Raw genomic sequence first — 18629 nt, 5'->3', positions numbered from 1 at the left:
AGGTTACATCGGCATTGAGAACGTGGATCATAGCGCACAATTATTACACAAGGAGTGGTTTGTCATGCTTTATGTTGGAATTGACGTTGCCAAGTACAAACACGATTTAGCAGTCATTGATAGTGAGGGAGAAATTTTTATCCGTCACCTGCAAATTGCGAATAATCGTGAAGGCTTTACCCAGCTTCAAATGGCGCTGGAAAACTTGAGCGTTTCCACTGGCCAGAGTATCCAAATTGCTTTAGAAGACACTGGGCATTACTCGTTTAACATCCTTCGATTCCTACGTACCAATGGCTATCCGACTTTCAGCTATAATCCTTTTTTGATCAAAGAGTTTGCGAAATCACACTCTCTAAGAAAGACCAAGACTGATAAAAAAGATGCCATGACGATCGCCCGAAAATTACGCGACGATATCGATAAAAAACTGTTTGATGCGGATACGACTATGATCGAGTTGAAGTATGCCACTCGCAACGTGAACCGGTTGAAACAGGATTGTACCAAACAAAAAATTCATTATGTCCGCTTATTAGACATTCTGTTTCCTGAGCTTTCACCTACTTTAAAAGGTACGAACGCACTTCATAATCGCTACATATACGAGATGCTCAGATCCTTTCCCTCGCCAGAAAAGCTGGCTAACGCTCACTTGACGAAGTTAACAAATATCCTTCACCGCTCTTCTCGAGGAAAAATCGGCAGAAAGGAAGCGTTAGATCTTAAGCAACTCGCAGCTTCTTCAATTGGACAATCTTCACCAGCACTAGAGTTTGAGTTACTTCAGACGATCGACTTGATCAAACACCTTACGGATCTTCGTGAAGCCGCTGATAAAGAGGTCGCAGCGCTTATGAAAGAGATTGATTCTCCACTGTTAACCATTCCTGGTATTGGCGTTAAGCTAGGCGCTGTGATTCTTGCGGAAATTCGCTCCATTCACAACTTCAAGACACCCGCTCAACTGTTAGCTTTCGCAGGATCAGAGCCTTCAATCAGTACCTCTGGGGAAAATCAAACAGAGAACGGTCACATAGTTAAACGGGGCTCTTCCCAATTGCGGTGGGCGTTGCACGAAGCTGCCCGTTTATGCGCCATTTGGTCTCCATCCATGAAGACATACTTCCAGAAGAAGCGAGATGAAGGAAAACACTACAACGTTGCGATTTCCCACGTTGTCAAAAAGTTAGTGCGAATCATCTTTCGCACCTTAAAGACGGGAGAATTTTACGAAGAAGACAAGATGGTTGTCAACTGAGGTTTCAAAAATTTTAGAAGCTTCAGGTCTATTTGTTGTACCCAGGAATGGCTCATAAAACCAGCTCAAAAATTTTTAGTTTGTCATTGACTTAATATAGTTTGTCTCCTCTATCACTTTAAACACAAGAACAGCCAAAGCTTTTTCGATACGATCAACAGCTTAGATCAACGCCTCCCACAATGGTTTTGTAAGAAGCTGACGTTTTTAAATAAATACAAATTAGGGATTCAATATGCTTTAAAAACCAGGTATAGTAATGGGGCATTAGAAGGAACAAACAACAAGATAAAAGTGATAAAACGAATAGCCTACGGCTATCGAAATTTCCACAACTTTCGAGCAAGAATTTATCTCATTCAAGGCTTAATCTTCCAAGTAAAACAAAAACCAGTTAAGCAATCTGCCTAACTGGTTATGACTAAATTTTCAGTTGTATCTTTCTCTACCAACACTAAATGTCGAAGAGCCGATTTAATCATACTAGGGAACGATATGTTTTTTTATATCTAAAATGAAAATGCGATTGAAGAAACAATTCTGATCCATCAATCCCATAAATTATAGAGCCTTTTTATTATTGACTATTGTAGAACCATAATAAATGAGCTATTTCCGTATATTTATTTACGGAAATAGCTCGAAAAAGGCTAAACTTACGTTATTATCTGGAGTAATAAAAGTGACCTTTGTGAAAAAATGTTGTTTAGCCTGTATATTTACTATACTATAAGTTAGTGAATAATCAATAATGTTGACAATTATTGACATTTAATTACAAGTAAAAAATCCATTTTTTTTAATTATGATTAATAGTTGTTAATTTTTGAATATGCCATAATTTTAATTATAATCAAACACATATTTGATTGTAATTAAAATATAAGTCGATAAAAGAAATATTCTTAATTAAATTTCAGTATGAATGGTATATGTATAAGCAGATTTATATTAAGTATACCACTAGTTAGAATTTGTGTTGATTTATTAATTATTAAGTTTACAAAATTGTGTAATGTTTTAAAATTAAGAAAAAAGTGAAATTATCTCCAGATACCTTAAACCAAGATATGGGTAAACTAGTACAAATCTGCTTCTTTTTTTAGTCAAATTTTCAATAATTCAGTTACTAGTCAGTGTTAAAAATATGAGACAAACGATTAAGTAAATCGAAGCAAAAACTTATCGATGGTTTTTTTTGTTGTTCTTTCTTATCTAAGTGTACAAATTCAAAAAAATTATATTAAAGTAATAACTTGACATATTTGGGCATAGACTTTAAAGATCGATGATTAGATATGCCATTAATGGTATTTAAAGAACTTTATAAAAAAGGAAAGAAACAATTGAACGAATTTTTGGAACAGTAAAAGAGTTTTATGCGGATATTACACTAATCAAATAAGAAGGATGAGTGAATGAAACAAGCATTTTCTTTAGGTAAACAGCCTAAAAAATGTTCATGAATAAAAAAGAGCAAATTGTATATTTAATGTAAAATTCGTTTTATATATATAGAAATAAAAATAAAAGTTTAATTAGGATTGAAAAAGTTTGTGTTATGATATAGAATAACATTGATTTTCATTTAGTTATTTTTTGAGGAGCCTATCCTTCATATGGATAGGCGTCTTGGTACCCTTAGCTCAGTTGGTCAGAGCAGACGGCTCATAACCGTCCGGTCGTAGGTTCAAGTCCTACAGGGTACATCATTTGTTTGCAAATTTTTTACATTAATTTTATAACATCAGTATAGGGAGGGTTTTTTGATGTTTTTACAATTTTGTGATTAGATGTCTTCTTTTCTGTACATGATTTAGCTTACTTATCTTATAAATGAATAGGATATTTCTATTTTACTTTTATATACCCGTAGTCACGATATCCAAAAATATATTAATGAAAGTAGATCTCCGATGTGAATTCAGACAGTAAAATGTAAGAAAAGGTAGACAAGAAAAATGGTGTTTTTCTGGCACTTTGACATTAAGATTGGTAGAGAGATACAACTATAAGTTTAGGGCTCGTCAATAGGGACTGATGAGTTGTGCAAAATCAAATTTGAGTCAGAATGAACCTCATTCTGGCTCAGATTTTTTGTTTATTGATTTTAGTCAGTTTCGTTCGCGTAGCGTACGAAACAAAAAAACCGCGCGTTTCTACGCGTGGACGAAATAGCTTTAGCGATAAAAAACTCCTTGTATATTTAAGATACTCAATTAATCAGCTATTCCGTTTTAACTAGCTGTTATTTTGTCTATAATTGAGCTAGACGCTATGGACTAGTATAACCTCCACCAGATTCCTTTGGAATACTGTTGTCGAAAGGCTCTGGCCACAGCTCTTTGTCACATTGTTAATAAGTTTGTTAGCGCATGACATCTGTTCGTGACGCTTGATTGATCACAAGGTTACATAGGCAAAGAGTAAGTGGAGCATAGCGTAAATTTTATCTGTCAGGAGTGGTCCTTATGTTGTACGTTGGAATAGATATTGCCAAGCACAAACATGACTTAGCGATCATTGATACTGAAGGAACGGTTTTTATCCGTCATCTTCAGATTGAAAATAATCGTGAAGGCTTTACGAAGCTTCAAATGACGCTTGCCAATTTGCAGAAAACAACCGGCGAAGAGATTCAAATCGCCTTAGAAGATACCGGTCATTATTGCTTTAATATCTTATGCTTCCTTCGGACGCAAGGGTACCCAACTTATAGCTATAATCCATACTTAATTAAAGAATTTGCCAAAAATCAAAGCTTACGAAAAACCAAAACCGATAAAAAAGACGCCATGACGATCGCTCGTAAATTACGAGCAGATCTTGATAAACAATCATTTAGTGCGAACCCCTCAATGATTGAGCTGAAATATTTAACCAGACACACAGCTAGATTAAGAGAGGACTGTACTCGAAAAAGTGAACTACACACGCATTTTAGATATTCTCTTTCAGAATTAGCACCTTCTTTGGGTTCTTCTTCTGCGAAGTACCAATCCTATGTGTACGCAATCTTAAAAGAATACCCCTCTGCTAGAAAATTAGGAAATGCACACTTAACGAAGTTGACCAATCTCATTTCAACGCACTCAAAAGGTCACTTTGGAAAAGAACAGGCCGTCAAGCTCAAAGCACTCGCGCAAACCTCTATTGGTCAAGAGTCGCCAGCGTTAGAATTTTGAACTCCTTCAAACTATTGATGCCATTCAGTACCTTACAACTATGAGAGACAAAAGCCGAGAAGGAAGTTGCTCGATTAATGAGTGAAATCGATTCACCTATTTTAACGATTCCTGGCATTGGTTTTAAATTAGGGAGTGTCATTCTCGCCGAAATTCGAGATATTAATAATTTCCGATCGCCGAATCAATTGCTTGCCTATGCAGGCGCAGAACCTTCCATCTCTACGTCTGGAATGAATCAGACTGAAACTGGTCGAATGGTCAAACGAGGTTCCTCTCAACTTCGCTGGGCATTGCATGAAGCCGCCAGACTCATGTCTATTTGGTCTCCGTCTATGCGTGTCTATTTCCAGAAAAAACTAGCAGAAGGAAAACACTACAATGTCGCAATCAGTCATGTTGTTCGAAAACTGGTACGAATCATTTATCAACTACTGAAAGATAATAAGCCTTATGAGGAGCAGAAAATGATTGTTAACTGATCTTTTCAAAAATCCCCTTTGCCTAAGGGTTCTTTGTCATGCCTTCAAATAATGTCAAAACTACGTTATTCAAACTTTTCATTTTGTGCTTGACTTAATATAGTTTGTCTTTCGATATACTAATAGTGGCTACCAACCGCATATCAGATCGAAAGGAGTTTTTTTATGGGCTCTATAATTTATGGGACTGATGAATCAGAATTGATTCTTCAGCCCCATTTTCATTTTAGGTATTAAAAAACATATCGTTCTCTAGTATGATTAAATCACCACAAAATAAACAACTGAGAGGACGATATGCTATATGAATGATTCTACCAAAAAAATGCTGAGAATAATAGAGAAAGATTTGATGATTACAGAGGTCTCTTACGAGACCCTTCAGAAGAAAAAGACGTTGGTCGTCGATGCTGTTCTCTCGCCTGCTCCGCGTGCTTGTAGAAGTTGTGGTTCTACTGTGGTAGATAGAAACGGGAAAGCAATTATAGTGAAAAATGGGAAGAAGGAAACGATTGTCCGTTTTGAACAATACAATCATATGCCTTTGGTTATGCGCCTAAAAAAGCAGCGCTATACCTGTAAAAACTGCCGAACCCATTGGACGACTCAAAGTTATTTTGTCCAACCCAGACATTCAATCGCAGATCATGTGAGATATAAAATTGCTTCTTTACTGACTGAAAAAGTATCTTTATCTTTTATTGCGAAAAGCTGTCAGGTATCTTTGACCACCGGTTATTTGTTTGTGGCAGAATTTAACTACACACTAATGCAGCCGAAAGTACACAACTATGCAGCAGTTTGACTGCGAACTAGTTTCCTTCCATCATAAGTTTTAGTGACTTAGTGATGGAGGTACAGAAAGGTTGTTAACTTTGGATGATATTAAAACGATAAAACATTTGAGAAATAATCGTGATCAGTCAATTGATCAGATAAGAAAAGCAATGAATATCAATTGGCGAACAGCGAAAAAATACGCCGACAGTGATCAGCTATTCATTACGGATCCTACTCGAAAAAATAAATCCATGATGGATGATGGCTGGGGAGAAATTATCGGTAGTTGGCTAGAAGAAGACCTACGCTTACGTAGAAAACTCCGTAGAACTGCCAAAGCTATCTATGAACAATTGAAACCTTTGGGTTTCCCTGGCTCCTATCGAACAGTTTGCGTCTATATTTCTCAATGGAAAAAACAGCGGTACGACGAAACGAATTACAAAGCTGTCGATCGCCTTGATCATCCGATCGGAGAAGCACAGGTCGATTTTTGGAACAATGGAAGTCATGCACGAAGATCACATGAAAGACATACAACTTCTTATCATGTCATTTCCCTATAGTAATGCGACGTTCGCAAGTGCCATGCCAGCTCAAAACCAAGAGTGTTTCCTGGAAGCATTAAAGCAACTATTTGATCAATGCGGCGGTGTTCCAAAAAAGATCAGAATAGATAACTTAACTCCAGCGGTGAAAAAAACAAAATCAAAATTTGAAGAAGCACAACTAACCGATGAATTCTTACGTTTCACCATTCATTATGGTTGTGATGTTCAAGTCTGTAACCCACGTAGTGGGCATGAAAAAGGACATGTCGAAAATAAAGTGGGTTATGTCCGATACAATTTCTTCTCGACTTCGCCAATCATGGACTCTTTTGAGTCCCTAAATACTTGACTTGAAGAACAATTGAAAACAGATCGAAAAAGGACGCATTATTCGAAACATCAATTAATCGAAGATTTGTGGAAGAAAGAAAACAAGGCGTTACATTCTCTTCCCCAAGAGGATTACCCAATTTTTAAAGAAGTAGAAGCTAAACTAAATCGTTATCACGAAATGAAATTGGATCAAACGGTTATTCATATTCCTAAAGCATATGGATATTCTCAATTGACCGTTGTTTTGACTTGGAATAAATTTAAAGTTCTTACGCCTCATGGAGACCTCTTAATGAACGAATATCGCCCCTATATGAACAAAAAACGATTGATCCCATGGAGTGATATCTTGAAACAATGGAGTAATAAATTGAATGTCGTTAGTTATTCGAGGTATTGGAAGTACTTGCCTGCACGCCTTCAAAATTATCTAGCAATTGATAATAATCACCTTAAATACAGACGGATAAAACAATTACTAAGTTTATTAGCGACCTATGATATCCAACAAATTAATGAACAATTTTACGAATTAGTTGTTCAAGAAGATGCCCCCTCTGACTTTGATGTGAATTGGTCAAACTATGATGCATTAACAAAATCAGGAGGCGTGCAAAAATGACTGGACAGACGCTAGAAGATTATTGCAAAAAGCTTCGATTAAGCCATATCATCACGAACTTACCAAGAGCTTCTTTCGAAGCTCCAGAACAATTATTACCGATTTATTCCGTTTAGAGCTTGAGACCAGACAGCAGATCAAATTAGAACGGATGGAAAAATTAGCCAAATTTCCTGTACCAAAATCGCTAAAGAACTATGAATGGCACGAAGATATTTTTCTACCAGCCCATCTAGATAAGGCGACCCTTGTCTCTCTTGATTTTCTAAAAAGGCAAGAAAACATTGTTTGTGTTGGCTCTCCTGGTACAGGGAAAACGCATCTAGCGATCGCATTAGGGAGAAAAGCCTGTAGTGAAGGTGTTTCAACCAAATTTTTCCGAGTAAACAATCTCGTTGAACAATTAGAGAGTGCCTTAAAAAAACAACAGCTAGCCAGTTTCAAGAAGCGATTCGAAACAACAGAATTAATTATTCTTGATGAAATGGGGTACTTACCATTGACGAAAGAAGGAGCTGAACTGCTCTTTCAACTGATTTCAGATTGGTATGAGCAAAAGAGCATTATTATTACCTCTAATTTAGAATTCAGTCAATGGAATCGAGTGTTTATGGATTCTCGCTTAACAGCTGCTCTCGTTGATCGGCTAATCCATCACGCTCACATTATCAGCTTTAAAGGCGAAAGTTTCAGGTTGAAAAATTCATTATCTAAATCATATTGAAGGAAAAAACTAGTTGCAGCAAAACTCTGCACTTTCGGCTGCATTTTTTTGTAAAAAGCTATTGCACAACACAGGTTATTCGTACATTGAAAGAGTTTAAAAGCTATTTACCAAAACAATCTAAGAAGATTCTCCCCAGAGTAGTGATGGTTGATGAATTTCGTTCGCATGCTTCCATAGAAGATAAAATGAGCCTTATTTGCGCAGGTGGCGAAACAGGAAAATCAATAGATGTTTTGCCTACGCGTAAATTCCCCCGATTAACAAGCTATTTCTTAGGTTGTACCAATCCGGAAGAAGTAGAATTCTTGGTGACAGACATGAACGCCGCCTACTTCCAGCTCACCAAACGTGTTCTGCCAAATGCGAAAGTAGTGATTGATCGGTTTCATATTGTCAAACACATGAATCAAGCGTTCAATGAGTTACGTATCCGTGAAATGAATGAACTTCGTAAAGCCGGACAGAAAAGCCAGGCAGAAAAACTGAAAAAGAACTGGCGCTTTTTGCTAAAAAATCGTGCAAACATCAACCATTATGAATACAAAACATGGAAAAGTTTCCGAGCACCAAAATACCCATTTCTTACTGAAGCAATGATGATTGATCGATTGCTTGAGTTTTCTCCGCCCCTAAAGGAGGCGTATCCCTTTTTTCATGAATTAGTTGAAGCCTTTCGAGACAAAGACCCTGACTTATTTTTCTCCTTATTGGCAGAACTTCCCGAAACGTTAGATGACAGCTTTCGGGAGAAGCTTCAAAACCTTCTGACCCATGAAGAAGGCATCACCAACGCAATGATCGATCCTTATTCCAATGGAAAAATAGAAGCGAAGAATACCCACATAAAGACAATGAAACGAGTATTCTACGGATTTAAATCATTCGAGAACATGAGAATTAGAATCTTTTTGATCAATCAATTAATTAAAGTAAGATAACAAAAAATCTGAGCCAGAATGTGGTTCATTCTGACCCAGATTTGATTTTGCACAACTCATCAGTCCTTATTGACAAAGAGCCTTTTTATGTCTAATGACGATAAAAGTTTAGCACATACAAGATGGAATTGTAGGGTTCACATAGTCTTCACCCCGAAGTATCGACGAAAAGTGATTTATGGAAAGTTATGAGTAAGTATTGGTCAGGTAGTAAGAAAATTGTGTGAGATGAAAGCTGTTGAAATCATTGAAGCGCATGCAATGCCTGACCATATTCAACTGTTAGTAAGAATACCGCCAAAGATTCGTATTTCTAGTTTTATGGGCTACTTAAAAGGACGAAGTGCAACCTTAATCCATGAAAAACATGCGAATTTGAAATATAACTATGGGAATAAAAGCTTTTGGTCCAAAGGATACTACGTGAGTATGGTTGGGTTAAATCAAAAAACAATTGAAAAATATATTCGAGAACAAGAAGCAGATGATCGAATAAGAGATAGTATAAGTAAACAAGAGTATGTAGATTCATTTAAATAGTTAAAGAGAGATAGGGCAGTGAGCGGTTGGTGGTCGTTAAAAAAAACTTTTACAGGGCAAGTGAGTGGCCAACCCTAGAAGGGCTGTTAAATATCCACCCGTTTCACGGGTGGATATTTACTGTGCGCAACTCATCAGTACTTATTGACAAAGAGCCGCTAAATCTTGAAATTGAAATTCAGTTTTATTTTTCTCTACCAACACTAAATGTCTAAGAGTTATTCTAAATAAAAACGATTGTTAATCAATTTTTAGTCCTGAGAGATCTAAGTGAATTTCTGATTTTATACCATAGAACTTTAGCAACAAACAGTAATGATCTTATAAGAATATCGAGGAGTTTGTTTCATGTGCCTATATAATAAAAAAGTAAGAATTATTAAGTGTTATAATTGGAGCTTAATCAGATAGGTTTATTTTTGGGGAAATAGTATAAAAAGGAACCTTCTACAAAGAGAGCTCCCGATTGAGTGTAGAAGGTCCTAAAAGGCTAAACGTTCAAGACTTGATGAATGATTATGTTTATATATTGTAAGTATCCAAAAGTTAATAAAGGGTTTTTTGAATAGTTTAAGCCTTTAAACTTTATAATAAAATAAATAACGCTGGTTGTCAATTTTATTTATCTGATTTGGTGGGAATTTACAAAGAAAAGTCGCTTTAATTAATATATTTCCTTTTTCAAAAAAGGGTTTTCTTTGATTCGATTATTTCATATGTAGATTTTAAAACAAAGAGAAAGAAGAAAAGATATCCTAAAAAGTATTTAATAAAAAATCTGGACGTGTAATCTGTACTTTGATAAATACAAAGCCGAGAATGGGTGAAATGAATATGCAAAGATAGATCGAGATCTAATTATGTAGGTTTTATGAAGTGATCAAATATGATTATGAATAAAAAAATCTAGTTAGCTGGGTATCAGAATGGTGAAATTGGAAATATCGTTATGGCTCATTGTTGTGTTTTTTTGTGAATCAATACTCAAAAATAGGTAATAATAGTTGAAAAGTGGGAATTTTGCTTAGAATTACTATGAAATATGCTGTTTTTGACAGATATTACTTGAATATTGGTGAATTTTTTTGGAAATTGATATATTTTCAACAAAAAAGGATGATCTTTGATATCTCAAAAAGAATTATAACACGTCGGAAAAAAGAGATATGTGAAGAATAATTAGATACTCTATGTGCTATTGAAGGTCAGGTTGCAAAACGTTATTTTTTTTATTTGGGCTTATCTGGCAGAAACTTTCGATCGCCGCTGGATAATGTGAATGCTCTATTAACATTAGCTTATACATTATTAACAAAGGATTGTGTAGCTGCTTTAGAGACAGGAGGATTAAATTCCTATTGTCGTTTTTATGCGGATTAATTTTTTTAAATTTAATTATTAATTAATGTACAATGTTAAGATAAAGATATATATAAGCAATAATTAATAATCGTTTGAATCAAAAAAGAAGTGTTATAGGCATTTTATCTTATGATATATTAAGACTTTTAAAGGTGCAAGAAATAGATCTTAAGTCAAAGGAGAAATAAAAATATGCATTTGTATGTATTGAGTTGCTAAATGATGAAACCCATATATGGTTAATTGTTGTAAAATATGTTTAAATGTTGGAAGTCATCTTGAAATATATAGATGATAGGAAGTAGGATAGTTTTATATAAAGTGTATCACTCTTTATTATGTATGGGGACAACTTTGGGGAAGGTTGTCCTTTTGAGGTAATACTTGTTACATTCTTATTTCATTGCAATTAATTAAATGGTCTAATTTGCTCTTATTTCCGGATATAGTTTTCAATTGGTTTTTTTATCCATCATTACTCACATAATTTTTGAGCCAAAGATTTTATTTCTATACTTATAGTTTAAATTTGTATTTTTTATGAATTAAGGCTGTGTTTCGTCTTCTTAAATAGCACATATAAATGGATATGCTGATTTTCGGTTGTATTTTAAACAACATGGAATATAATCAGTCATCTTGCGAGACTAGATGATTTCAACATCTCTCATCTTGTATAAGCAAAATTATTATCGCTAAAGTTATCGGTTCTTAGATATTTAGTGTTGGTAGAGAGATAGGACTGAAAATTTAGGCTCTTTGTCAATAAGAACTGATGAGTTGTGCAAAATCAAATCTGAGCCAGAATGAACCACATTCTGGCTCAGATTTTTTGTTATTGACTTTAGTCAGTTTCGTTCGCGTAGCGTACGAAACAAAAAAACGCGCGTTTCTACGCGTGGACGAAATTGTAAGGTTCACATAGTTTCACTCCGAAGTATCGAAGAAAAGTGATTTATGATTGGTCAGATAGTAAGAAAATTGTGTGAGATGGAAGCTGTTGAAATCATTGAAGCGCATGCAATGCCTGACCATATTCAACTGCTAGTAAGAATACCGCCAAAGATTCGTATTTCTAGTTTTATGGGCTACTTAAAAGGACGAAGTGCAACCTTAATCCATGAAAAACATGCGAATTTGAAATATAACTATGGGAATAAAAGCTTTTGGTCCAAAGGATACTACGTGAGTATGGTTGGGTTAAATCAAAAAACAATTGAAAAATATATTCGAGAACAAGAAGCAGATGATCGAATAAGAGATAGTATAAGTAAACAAGAGTATGTAGATTCATTTAAATAGTTAAAGAGAGATAGGGCAGTGAGCGGTTGGTGGTCATTTAAAAAGCCCCTTTTAAGGGGCTAGCGAGTGGTGAGGCCTTCTAGGGCTGTTAAAAAGCCACCCGTTTCAAGGGCGGATATTTACTTTAATTAATTGATTGATCAAAAAGATTCTAATTCTCATGTTCTCGAATGATTTAAATCCGTAGAATACTCGTTTCATTGTCTTTATGTGGGTATTCTTCGCTTCTATTTTTCCATTGGAATAAGGATCGATCATTGCGTTGGTGATGCCTTCTTCATGGGTCAGAAGGTTTTGAAGCTTCTCCCGAAAGCTGTCATCTAACGTTTCGGGAAGTTCTGCCAATAAGGAGAAAAATAAGTCAGGGTCTTTGTCTCGAAAGGCTTCAACTAATTCATGAAAAAAGGGATACGCCTCCTTTAGGGGCGGAGAAAACTCAAGCAATCGATCAATCATCATTGCTTCAGTAAGAAATGGGTATTTTGGTGCTCAGAAACTTTTCCATGTTTTGTATTCATAATGGTTGATGTTTGCACGATTTTTTAGCAAAAAGCGCCAGTTCTTTTTCAGTTTTTCTTTCCTGCTTTACGAAGTACATTCATTTCACGGATACGCATCTCATAGAATGTCACCTGATATTTTTTATAATGGTACCTTTCTTAGTAAATATATATTTTTTGAAAAGTATAAAAGAGTGAATTAATAATAATGCTGTCAGGATTTTTTTGAATTTAAAAACTAGCAAAGAAAAAAGGAAAATAGCATATTTGCATGAAAAAGGAATAAATTAACATACTGATTTTCTGAACAATTTGAGTACAGAAAGTATCAGAAAAAACGATTTTGTCTATGTTGAATTTTTAAATGCAAAAAATATTATTTTTCATAGAAATTATAAAAAAAATTTCTAATGTACCTTAGTCTAATTTTATGAGTTAAAACTAAAATAGATAGTAGATATATATTAAAGTGAACTTATTAAGATAAGCAAATAAATATCATCAAGTAAAATTCGTTCAAAATTAAAATGCAAAGACAGAAAAATAGTTCTCGTGATTTGATAATGTACGTATTTTGTGTAGAATAATCCTTATGAATGAAATATCAAGGCTAGCATCAATTCCCTGACGGAAATGATAAATCATTTGCTTTGATAAAATCAAGAGCTGTAGGAATTATGGAAAGAGTTTGAAAAATAAGAGATTTTACTGTGTGTGAAGACATCTGTAATCAATAATCTTTTTTGATGAAAAGTTATTGGTACAATCCCTTAAAATATTCAGGTTAAGTAAAGTAATAGGTAGTATACGAGTATTATTAATTAATAATAACAGTGACGGAAAAATTTGTTACATAAAATTTTACTGCTTTGGAATTCCATTAATAATTAGTTATGTTATTTTACATATTAAAATTGTGTTTATTTCTTTAATAGATTTCAATTGTGAATCGTGATAAAATAACGATACATAAATATCTTATTTATATTTAATAGAGGGTGATTCACATGACTATAACTTCAAACTTGAAAAAAAAATTAAAAAGTCTACATGTAAGTACTAAAATACCCATTAGTGTATATGAAAAAAATGATATATTGCTTATTAAATACGATTTTCATTCGCTACAAAACATAACTAACAACTTTTTAAAAAAAGTTAAAAATATTGACACTATAGATTTTCAGTATGGATCTTGCAATGAATTATTTATTACTTTGAAGTTAAATGATAATCATCTTATTTTAGGTCCTATTAAAATTCAACCTTTTCAAGCTGGGGATCTTTCTTCTGAAGCAGAATTCCACGAATATATTAATGAAATTCCTAATTATTATTCTGATGAAATTCCTGAGTTGCTTATATTGATCGGTTTTTTATTTGATATTGATTTGCAAGAAGAATACTTAAAGATTGTAAAAGATAATGTTAAGTCTAATAGTGTGATTTTAAAAAGTAGAATATTAAACAACAATTTAGATGTTTATAATAATATAAGAGAAGTGTATTTTTATGAGCATAAAATCTTAGCTTTGATAGCTCAAGGTAATTTAGAAGTATTAAAAAGAGGGATATCTGAAATGAATTCAAATATTATTCCTGTACCAACTGAATATTCTGTGAGGTACGAAAAAAATTATACAATAATAATAATTGAGAAATTATCCAATTTTACAATTCAATTAGGCTTAGATATTATGAAAAGTCTTTATATCAGAAACCTCTATTTGACTCAAATAGAAAGTGCAGAAAATATCATAGATGTTCTTAAATGTCGTGATAGTGCGGTGGTTCATTTTACAGAAGAATTACACGAGGTTGTAAGTTCTCATTACTCTCAGCTAATTAAACAAGTACTTCAATACATTCATATCCATATTTATGATGATTTGGTAATATCTGATATAGCTAAGTATTTTTATTTTTCTGAAAGCAGTTTAAGAAGGAAGTTTAAAGATGAAGTTGGTACAAATATTTCTTCTTATGTAAAAAAGCAAAAAATAATTGAAGCTAAAATGTTACTGCTATCAGGTATGCCACCATATCAAATAGCCACAAATCTTCATTTTTTTGACTTACCTCATTTCGTTAGAGTATTTAAAAAAGAAGTGGGAATTACCCCAAAACAATTTACTAAACAGATGCATTTTGGAACTTCAGAGTTAGGACTTCTTTGAAATACTTTCTAGATTAAAGTTTTATATTATTTTATATCACATTAAGATTAGAATGTATAAAATGTACTTTGAAAGTTATAAAATAATAAGGTGTCAGTTTCGTTCGCGTAGCGTACGAAACAAAAAAAAACGTGCCCTTCTACGCGTGGACGAAATAGTTTTAGCGATAAAAAACGGCTCTTTGTCAATAAGGAATGATGAGTTGTGCAAAATCAAGTCTGGGTCAGAATGAACCACATTCTGGCTCAGATTTTTTTGTTATTTTACATTGATTAATTGATTGATCAAAAGATTCTAATCCTCATGCACCTTATCCTTGCAAGATTAGCTGTATATCAAGTTATTGCCGTAAAAATGGTGTCAAAAATAAAGGTCAATTATCAATAATGCCTCACATAAAACAAAAGTCCAACTTTTACCTTATCGAACGATAAAAAAGGGTTACGCTTGGTACGAACACGCTTTTTCAGAAAAATTTGTCGGATGAAAACTGCTATCTTTCAAAGAAATTAAAAGCTCAAATTATCTTGGAACTGGCGAAGAATACAACAAGAAAAGAAATTGCGATCGCTATTTTTTCTTTGATGTAACCATCCTGCACACTTGTTTAAAAACGTATCATCCTCATTTTGGTAGGTTCTCTTCAGTTCTGCAGCGGAAAAATGAGTTTTGCCTTTATGAATGGGCAGACCGAGCAATTAATCGGTGTATTGGAGAATCCTCGTCTTGCTTTCTTAAAACTATAGTTCCTTAATTTCACTCGAAAAGCACGAGCGAACGTGAAATACGTCGTAATGGATATGAATATCCTTTATTCTGAACTTGTAAAGGCGGTCTTCCCAAAAGTCAAAAGAATGACCGATCGCTTTCACATTGTCCAACAGATTACTCTTGCGTTACATTAGTTATGAATGAAGTGATTCTGGAAATTACTTCTTAAGCATACCTATAATCTAGATCGTTACCATGATCAATATGATCAATCCGTTCGCAAATCAATGCCACAAATAGCAATCGTCGATGAGTTTTCGAGTTGCTACGAGCAATTAATCAGGGCTTACGAGACCTGGCAGCCCCTTCTTTATCACTTTGAACAAAAGACAGCCTGGAATGGCAACAGTTTTTTTGACAAATTTTATAAGGTGCAGAACTTCCTTCCGTATGCTATTCCGATTGTCCTTGACAATGAGCCTCCTCGGATGTGACGATCTTCGGCAGGAGCTAACAGTTAAAGTTAGACTGCCTCGCTAGCGTTAGCACATCCGAGCTCATTATCAAGGATTCGCTGCGCCAATCTCTGGTTACGGTAACCAACCGGTGTCTCGTAGCCAAGTGTACCGTGCAACCGAAGGTGGTTCCACCAATTGACATAGTCAAATAACTCCAAATCCAATTGTTGTAAGGTTTCAAATGTGTATTGATAGACAAATTCTACTTTCAACGACTTATAAGTTGATTCAGCTACGGCATTATCAAAAGGACAGCCTTTATGACTCAATGATCGATTGATGTCAAAAGTTGTTAATAATTCATCAATAGCTTGGTTATCAAACTCTTTTCCACGATCAGTATGAAAAATCTCAACCTCTGTCAGAGGTTGTTTGATACGGCTAAATGCTTTTTTTACTAGAATGGCATCTTTATGTTCTCCACAAGAATAGCCGAGAATTTCTCGATTGAACAGATCCAAAATGAAACAGATATAATTCCATTTTTTCCCGACTCGTACATAAGTCAAGTCTGTTACGATCGCTTCTAATGGGTTGTCTCTTAAGAATTTACGATTCAATACGTTTGTCGTTTTGGCTTCATTGCAAGTAGAATGATGTACTTTAAAATAAGCAACAGTATAGCTCGATTTTAATCCTCTATTTTTCATGATTCTACTAATTTTTCGTCGGCTGATCCGAATGCCTCGTTTTGATAAGGCTTTTTTTATTTTTCTTGAGCCGTAGGCCTTTCGGCTGCGGATAAATTCTTCAGCGACTACTTCTTCAAGTTCTGATTCGTCTTTCTTTGGTTTTGATTGATAATAATAGGACTGACGTGATAGACCTAATATTCTGCACATCGCTGATATAGGGTAAAGATGCTTATTCGCATCGATTACTTGTCTCTTCGTCCGAATATCAGCGCTGCTTGCTTTAAAATATCATTTTCCATTTCTAATTGCTGGTTTCTTTTACGTAGTTCTAACAATTCTTTTTGTTCAGGCGTAAGATTATCTTTTCCTTTGAATGAACCACTCGTTTTAGATTGCTTTACCCATTTGTCAAATGCTGAAGCCGTTAGTTCATATTCTCGAATGATTTCTACACGTGGCTTTCCAGCTAAGTAAAGATTGACGATTTGTTGCTTGAATTCTTGTGAAAAAGTTCTTCGTGTTCTCTTAGACATAAAAATTCCTCCTGGTATGTTTTCTTCTAGTCTACACACCTTAATTTTTCTGTCTAGTTAATTGTAGCCTATCCAGCCAAACCTTTTTCGATATGATCTACAACTTAGAACAACGCCTCCCACAATGATTTTTAAGAAGTTGACCTTTTTAAATAAATACAAATGTGGAATTCAATATGCTATATAAACCAGGTATAGTAATGGTGCATTAGAAGGAACAAACAACATAACAAAAGTGATAAAACGAGTAGCCTACAGCTATGGAAATTTCCACAACTTTCGAGCAAATAGAACTACATAATTTTTTATTTTTTCGAAAAAAAAGTTGTTTGGAGTTGTTATATTAATGGGAGGGGAAAATAGGAGATATTGTCATGGATAAAAAAAATTTTGAAATAGCTATCCAACAAAAGTTTGATTATTTTTGTAAAAAAGTTATATGTAATGAAGTAAAAACAATTAGAAAAAGATCGAAAAGAATGCTGGAGAATAAAAAAAGATATGATTTAGAACAAACTCAAATTTTTTTAAATTCACAAAACTTTTCAACTCAATCAGAAGCTTATACGTGCGAAGCATTGGGAATAAAGATTAATGTGTTGGATATAAAATTATCTATAGCGATAGACAATTTAGAGGAGAAAAAAAAGGAAATAATTCTTTTGTTTTATTTTATTGGATTTAATGACGAAGAGATTGGAAAAATTTTCCACATGAGTACTAGTGGGATTTGGTATCAAAGAATGCAAGCAGTTAAAGAACTAAGAAAGGAATATAGTAAATTATGAAAATAAAATCTGTTTATAAATTGATACCGTACCATATTATACTTAATGCTATTAATCAAGATCCATATTCTATAAAAATTGTAGTCAGACATTACAGGAGTTATATTATAAAGCTTTGTTTTACAAATTTTGAAAGAGATATTCAGTTGATAACTCCTGTCGATGACTTTCTTATACGTCATATAGAAACTAAATTGATGGAAGCAATTCTGAAATTTAAAATTAACTAATTTAAAAAAATCCCTCCCTTTTAAAACGTTCTTTGAAAATTTCATAGCTTCTATCAGTACGTTACATCTTCAACGAGCTAACTCTAGATGCGCAATGATCCGAGAAACAAGCGAGTAACATCAAAGGGATATTTTATTGTCAGTAAAATGCCATGACTTGAAGATGAGATAATGATACTTCTGTAAAGCTCGCCGTAAACTTGGGGAGAGGTGAAATTCCTATGTGCTACTGACACTAGCAACTGATAGAATATTTAGTAAAAAATAATTATTTAGGGTAATTGAAGTATAAAGGAGACAAAGTATGAAAGAAAAGATAATTATTTATAGTATTCAAATTGCAATGTTAAAGAAGCTTTTTATAGCAAAGCAAATTACGACGAAAGAATATGAATTAGCTAAGAAAAAAATAGCAGAAAAATACAATTATTGTGCAGATATATTTTCTTAAAAA

At 33.9% G+C, this 18629-nt stretch carries 6 protein-coding genes, 1 tRNA gene and 13 pseudogenes; 18 read left to right on the top strand and 2 right to left on the bottom strand.

Features of this window, described 5'->3' with window-relative positions; genetic code table 11:
• The first annotated feature begins 64 nt into the window (after positions 1 to 64).
• The 12 genes and pseudogenes from IGI96_RS17565 to tnpA (IGI96_RS17510) all read left to right on the top strand — a co-directional run bounded on the left by IGI96_RS17565 (position 65) and on the right by tnpA (IGI96_RS17510) (position 12083).
• The gene (locus tag IGI96_RS17565; RefSeq protein ID WP_438785400.1) at positions 65 to 1261 is read left to right on the top strand and encodes an IS110 family transposase; all 1197 of its coding nucleotides are present in this window, start codon (positions 65 to 67) and stop codon (positions 1259 to 1261) included.
• A 105-nt stretch (positions 1262 to 1366) separates the two neighbouring features.
• Positions 1367 to 1672, top strand: a pseudogene (locus IGI96_RS17560) (transposase); the annotation flags it as partial.
• Positions 1673 to 2463: 791 nt separating this feature from the next.
• Positions 2464 to 2665: pseudogene (locus IGI96_RS17555) on the top strand (transposase); the annotation flags it as partial.
• Positions 2666 to 2896: 231 nt separating this feature from the next.
• Positions 2897 to 2970 (top strand) — tRNA-Ile (locus IGI96_RS17550).
• Between the two features lie 762 nt (positions 2971 to 3732).
• Positions 3733 to 4928 (top strand): annotated as a pseudogene (locus IGI96_RS17545) (IS110 family transposase).
• A 304-nt stretch (positions 4929 to 5232) separates the two neighbouring features.
• Positions 5233 to 5685: pseudogene (locus IGI96_RS17540) on the top strand (ISL3 family transposase); the annotation flags it as partial.
• A gap of 118 nt (positions 5686 to 5803) precedes the next feature.
• Positions 5804 to 7214: pseudogene (gene istA, locus IGI96_RS17535) on the top strand (IS21 family transposase).
• Positions 7211 to 7938 (top strand): annotated as a pseudogene (istB, locus tag IGI96_RS17530) (IS21-like element helper ATPase IstB). The pseudogenes istA and istB overlap by 4 nt, the downstream one beginning before the upstream one ends.
• Before the next feature lie 68 nt (positions 7939 to 8006).
• A pseudogene (locus IGI96_RS17525) lies at positions 8007 to 8879 on the top strand (ISL3 family transposase); the annotation flags it as partial.
• A gap of 87 nt (positions 8880 to 8966) precedes the next feature.
• A pseudogene (gene tnpA, locus IGI96_RS17520) lies at positions 8967 to 9419 on the top strand (IS200/IS605 family transposase).
• A gap of 1191 nt (positions 9420 to 10610) precedes the next feature.
• Positions 10611 to 10799 (top strand): annotated as a pseudogene (locus IGI96_RS17515) (CRISPR-associated endonuclease Cas1); the annotation flags it as partial.
• Between the two features lie 903 nt (positions 10800 to 11702).
• A pseudogene (tnpA, locus tag IGI96_RS17510) lies at positions 11703 to 12083 on the top strand (IS200/IS605 family transposase).
• A 105-nt stretch (positions 12084 to 12188) separates the two neighbouring features.
• Here the strand turns inward: tnpA (IGI96_RS17510) and IGI96_RS17505 are convergent.
• A pseudogene (locus IGI96_RS17505) lies at positions 12189 to 12709 on the bottom strand (transposase); the annotation flags it as partial.
• 881 nt (positions 12710 to 13590) lie between these two features.
• On the opposite strand from IGI96_RS17505, the gene IGI96_RS17500 reads away from it, so the two are divergent.
• On the top strand, positions 13591 to 14760 hold the full coding sequence (locus IGI96_RS17500; RefSeq protein ID WP_438785399.1) for a YSIRK-targeted surface antigen transcriptional regulator: 1170 nt from the start codon (positions 13591 to 13593) through the stop codon (positions 14758 to 14760).
• 767 nt (positions 14761 to 15527) lie between these two features.
• A pseudogene (locus tag IGI96_RS17495) lies at positions 15528 to 15665 on the top strand (transposase); the annotation flags it as partial.
• A 329-nt stretch (positions 15666 to 15994) separates the two neighbouring features.
• On the opposite strand, the gene IGI96_RS17490 reads toward IGI96_RS17495, so the two are convergent.
• Positions 15995 to 17157 (bottom strand): IS3 family transposase gene (locus IGI96_RS17490; protein WP_438785398.1). Its coding sequence is split into 2 segments (ribosomal slippage): positions 15995 to 16881 and positions 16881 to 17157, totalling 1164 coding nucleotides; the frame shifts between segments, so codons are not numbered across the junction.
• Positions 17158 to 17350: 193 nt separating this feature from the next.
• Here IGI96_RS17490 and IGI96_RS17485 point away from each other — a divergent pair.
• From IGI96_RS17485 to IGI96_RS17470, 4 genes and pseudogenes are all read left to right on the top strand, one after another.
• A pseudogene (locus IGI96_RS17485) lies at positions 17351 to 17443 on the top strand (transposase); the annotation flags it as partial.
• A gap of 88 nt (positions 17444 to 17531) precedes the next feature.
• Complete coding sequence (locus IGI96_RS17480; RefSeq protein WP_438785397.1) at positions 17532 to 17945, top strand: RNA polymerase sigma factor; 414 nt, start codon at positions 17532 to 17534, stop codon at positions 17943 to 17945.
• Entirely contained in the window at positions 17942 to 18175 is a 234-nt protein-coding gene (locus IGI96_RS17475; protein WP_438785396.1) for a helix-turn-helix domain-containing protein, read from the top strand. Before IGI96_RS17480 ends, IGI96_RS17475 begins: the two co-directional genes overlap by 4 nt.
• Positions 18176 to 18479: 304 nt before the next feature.
• Entirely contained in the window at positions 18480 to 18626 is a 147-nt protein-coding gene (locus IGI96_RS17470; protein ID WP_438785395.1) for a hypothetical protein, read from the top strand.
• Positions 18627 to 18629: the final 3 nt, after the last annotated feature.

This window comes from Enterococcus sp. DIV0421, from assembly GCF_051713745.1.
Lineage (GTDB): Bacteria > Bacillota > Bacilli > Lactobacillales > Enterococcaceae > Enterococcus_D > Enterococcus_D casseliflavus.
This window is presented reverse-complemented; position numbering and strand designations above follow the sequence as displayed.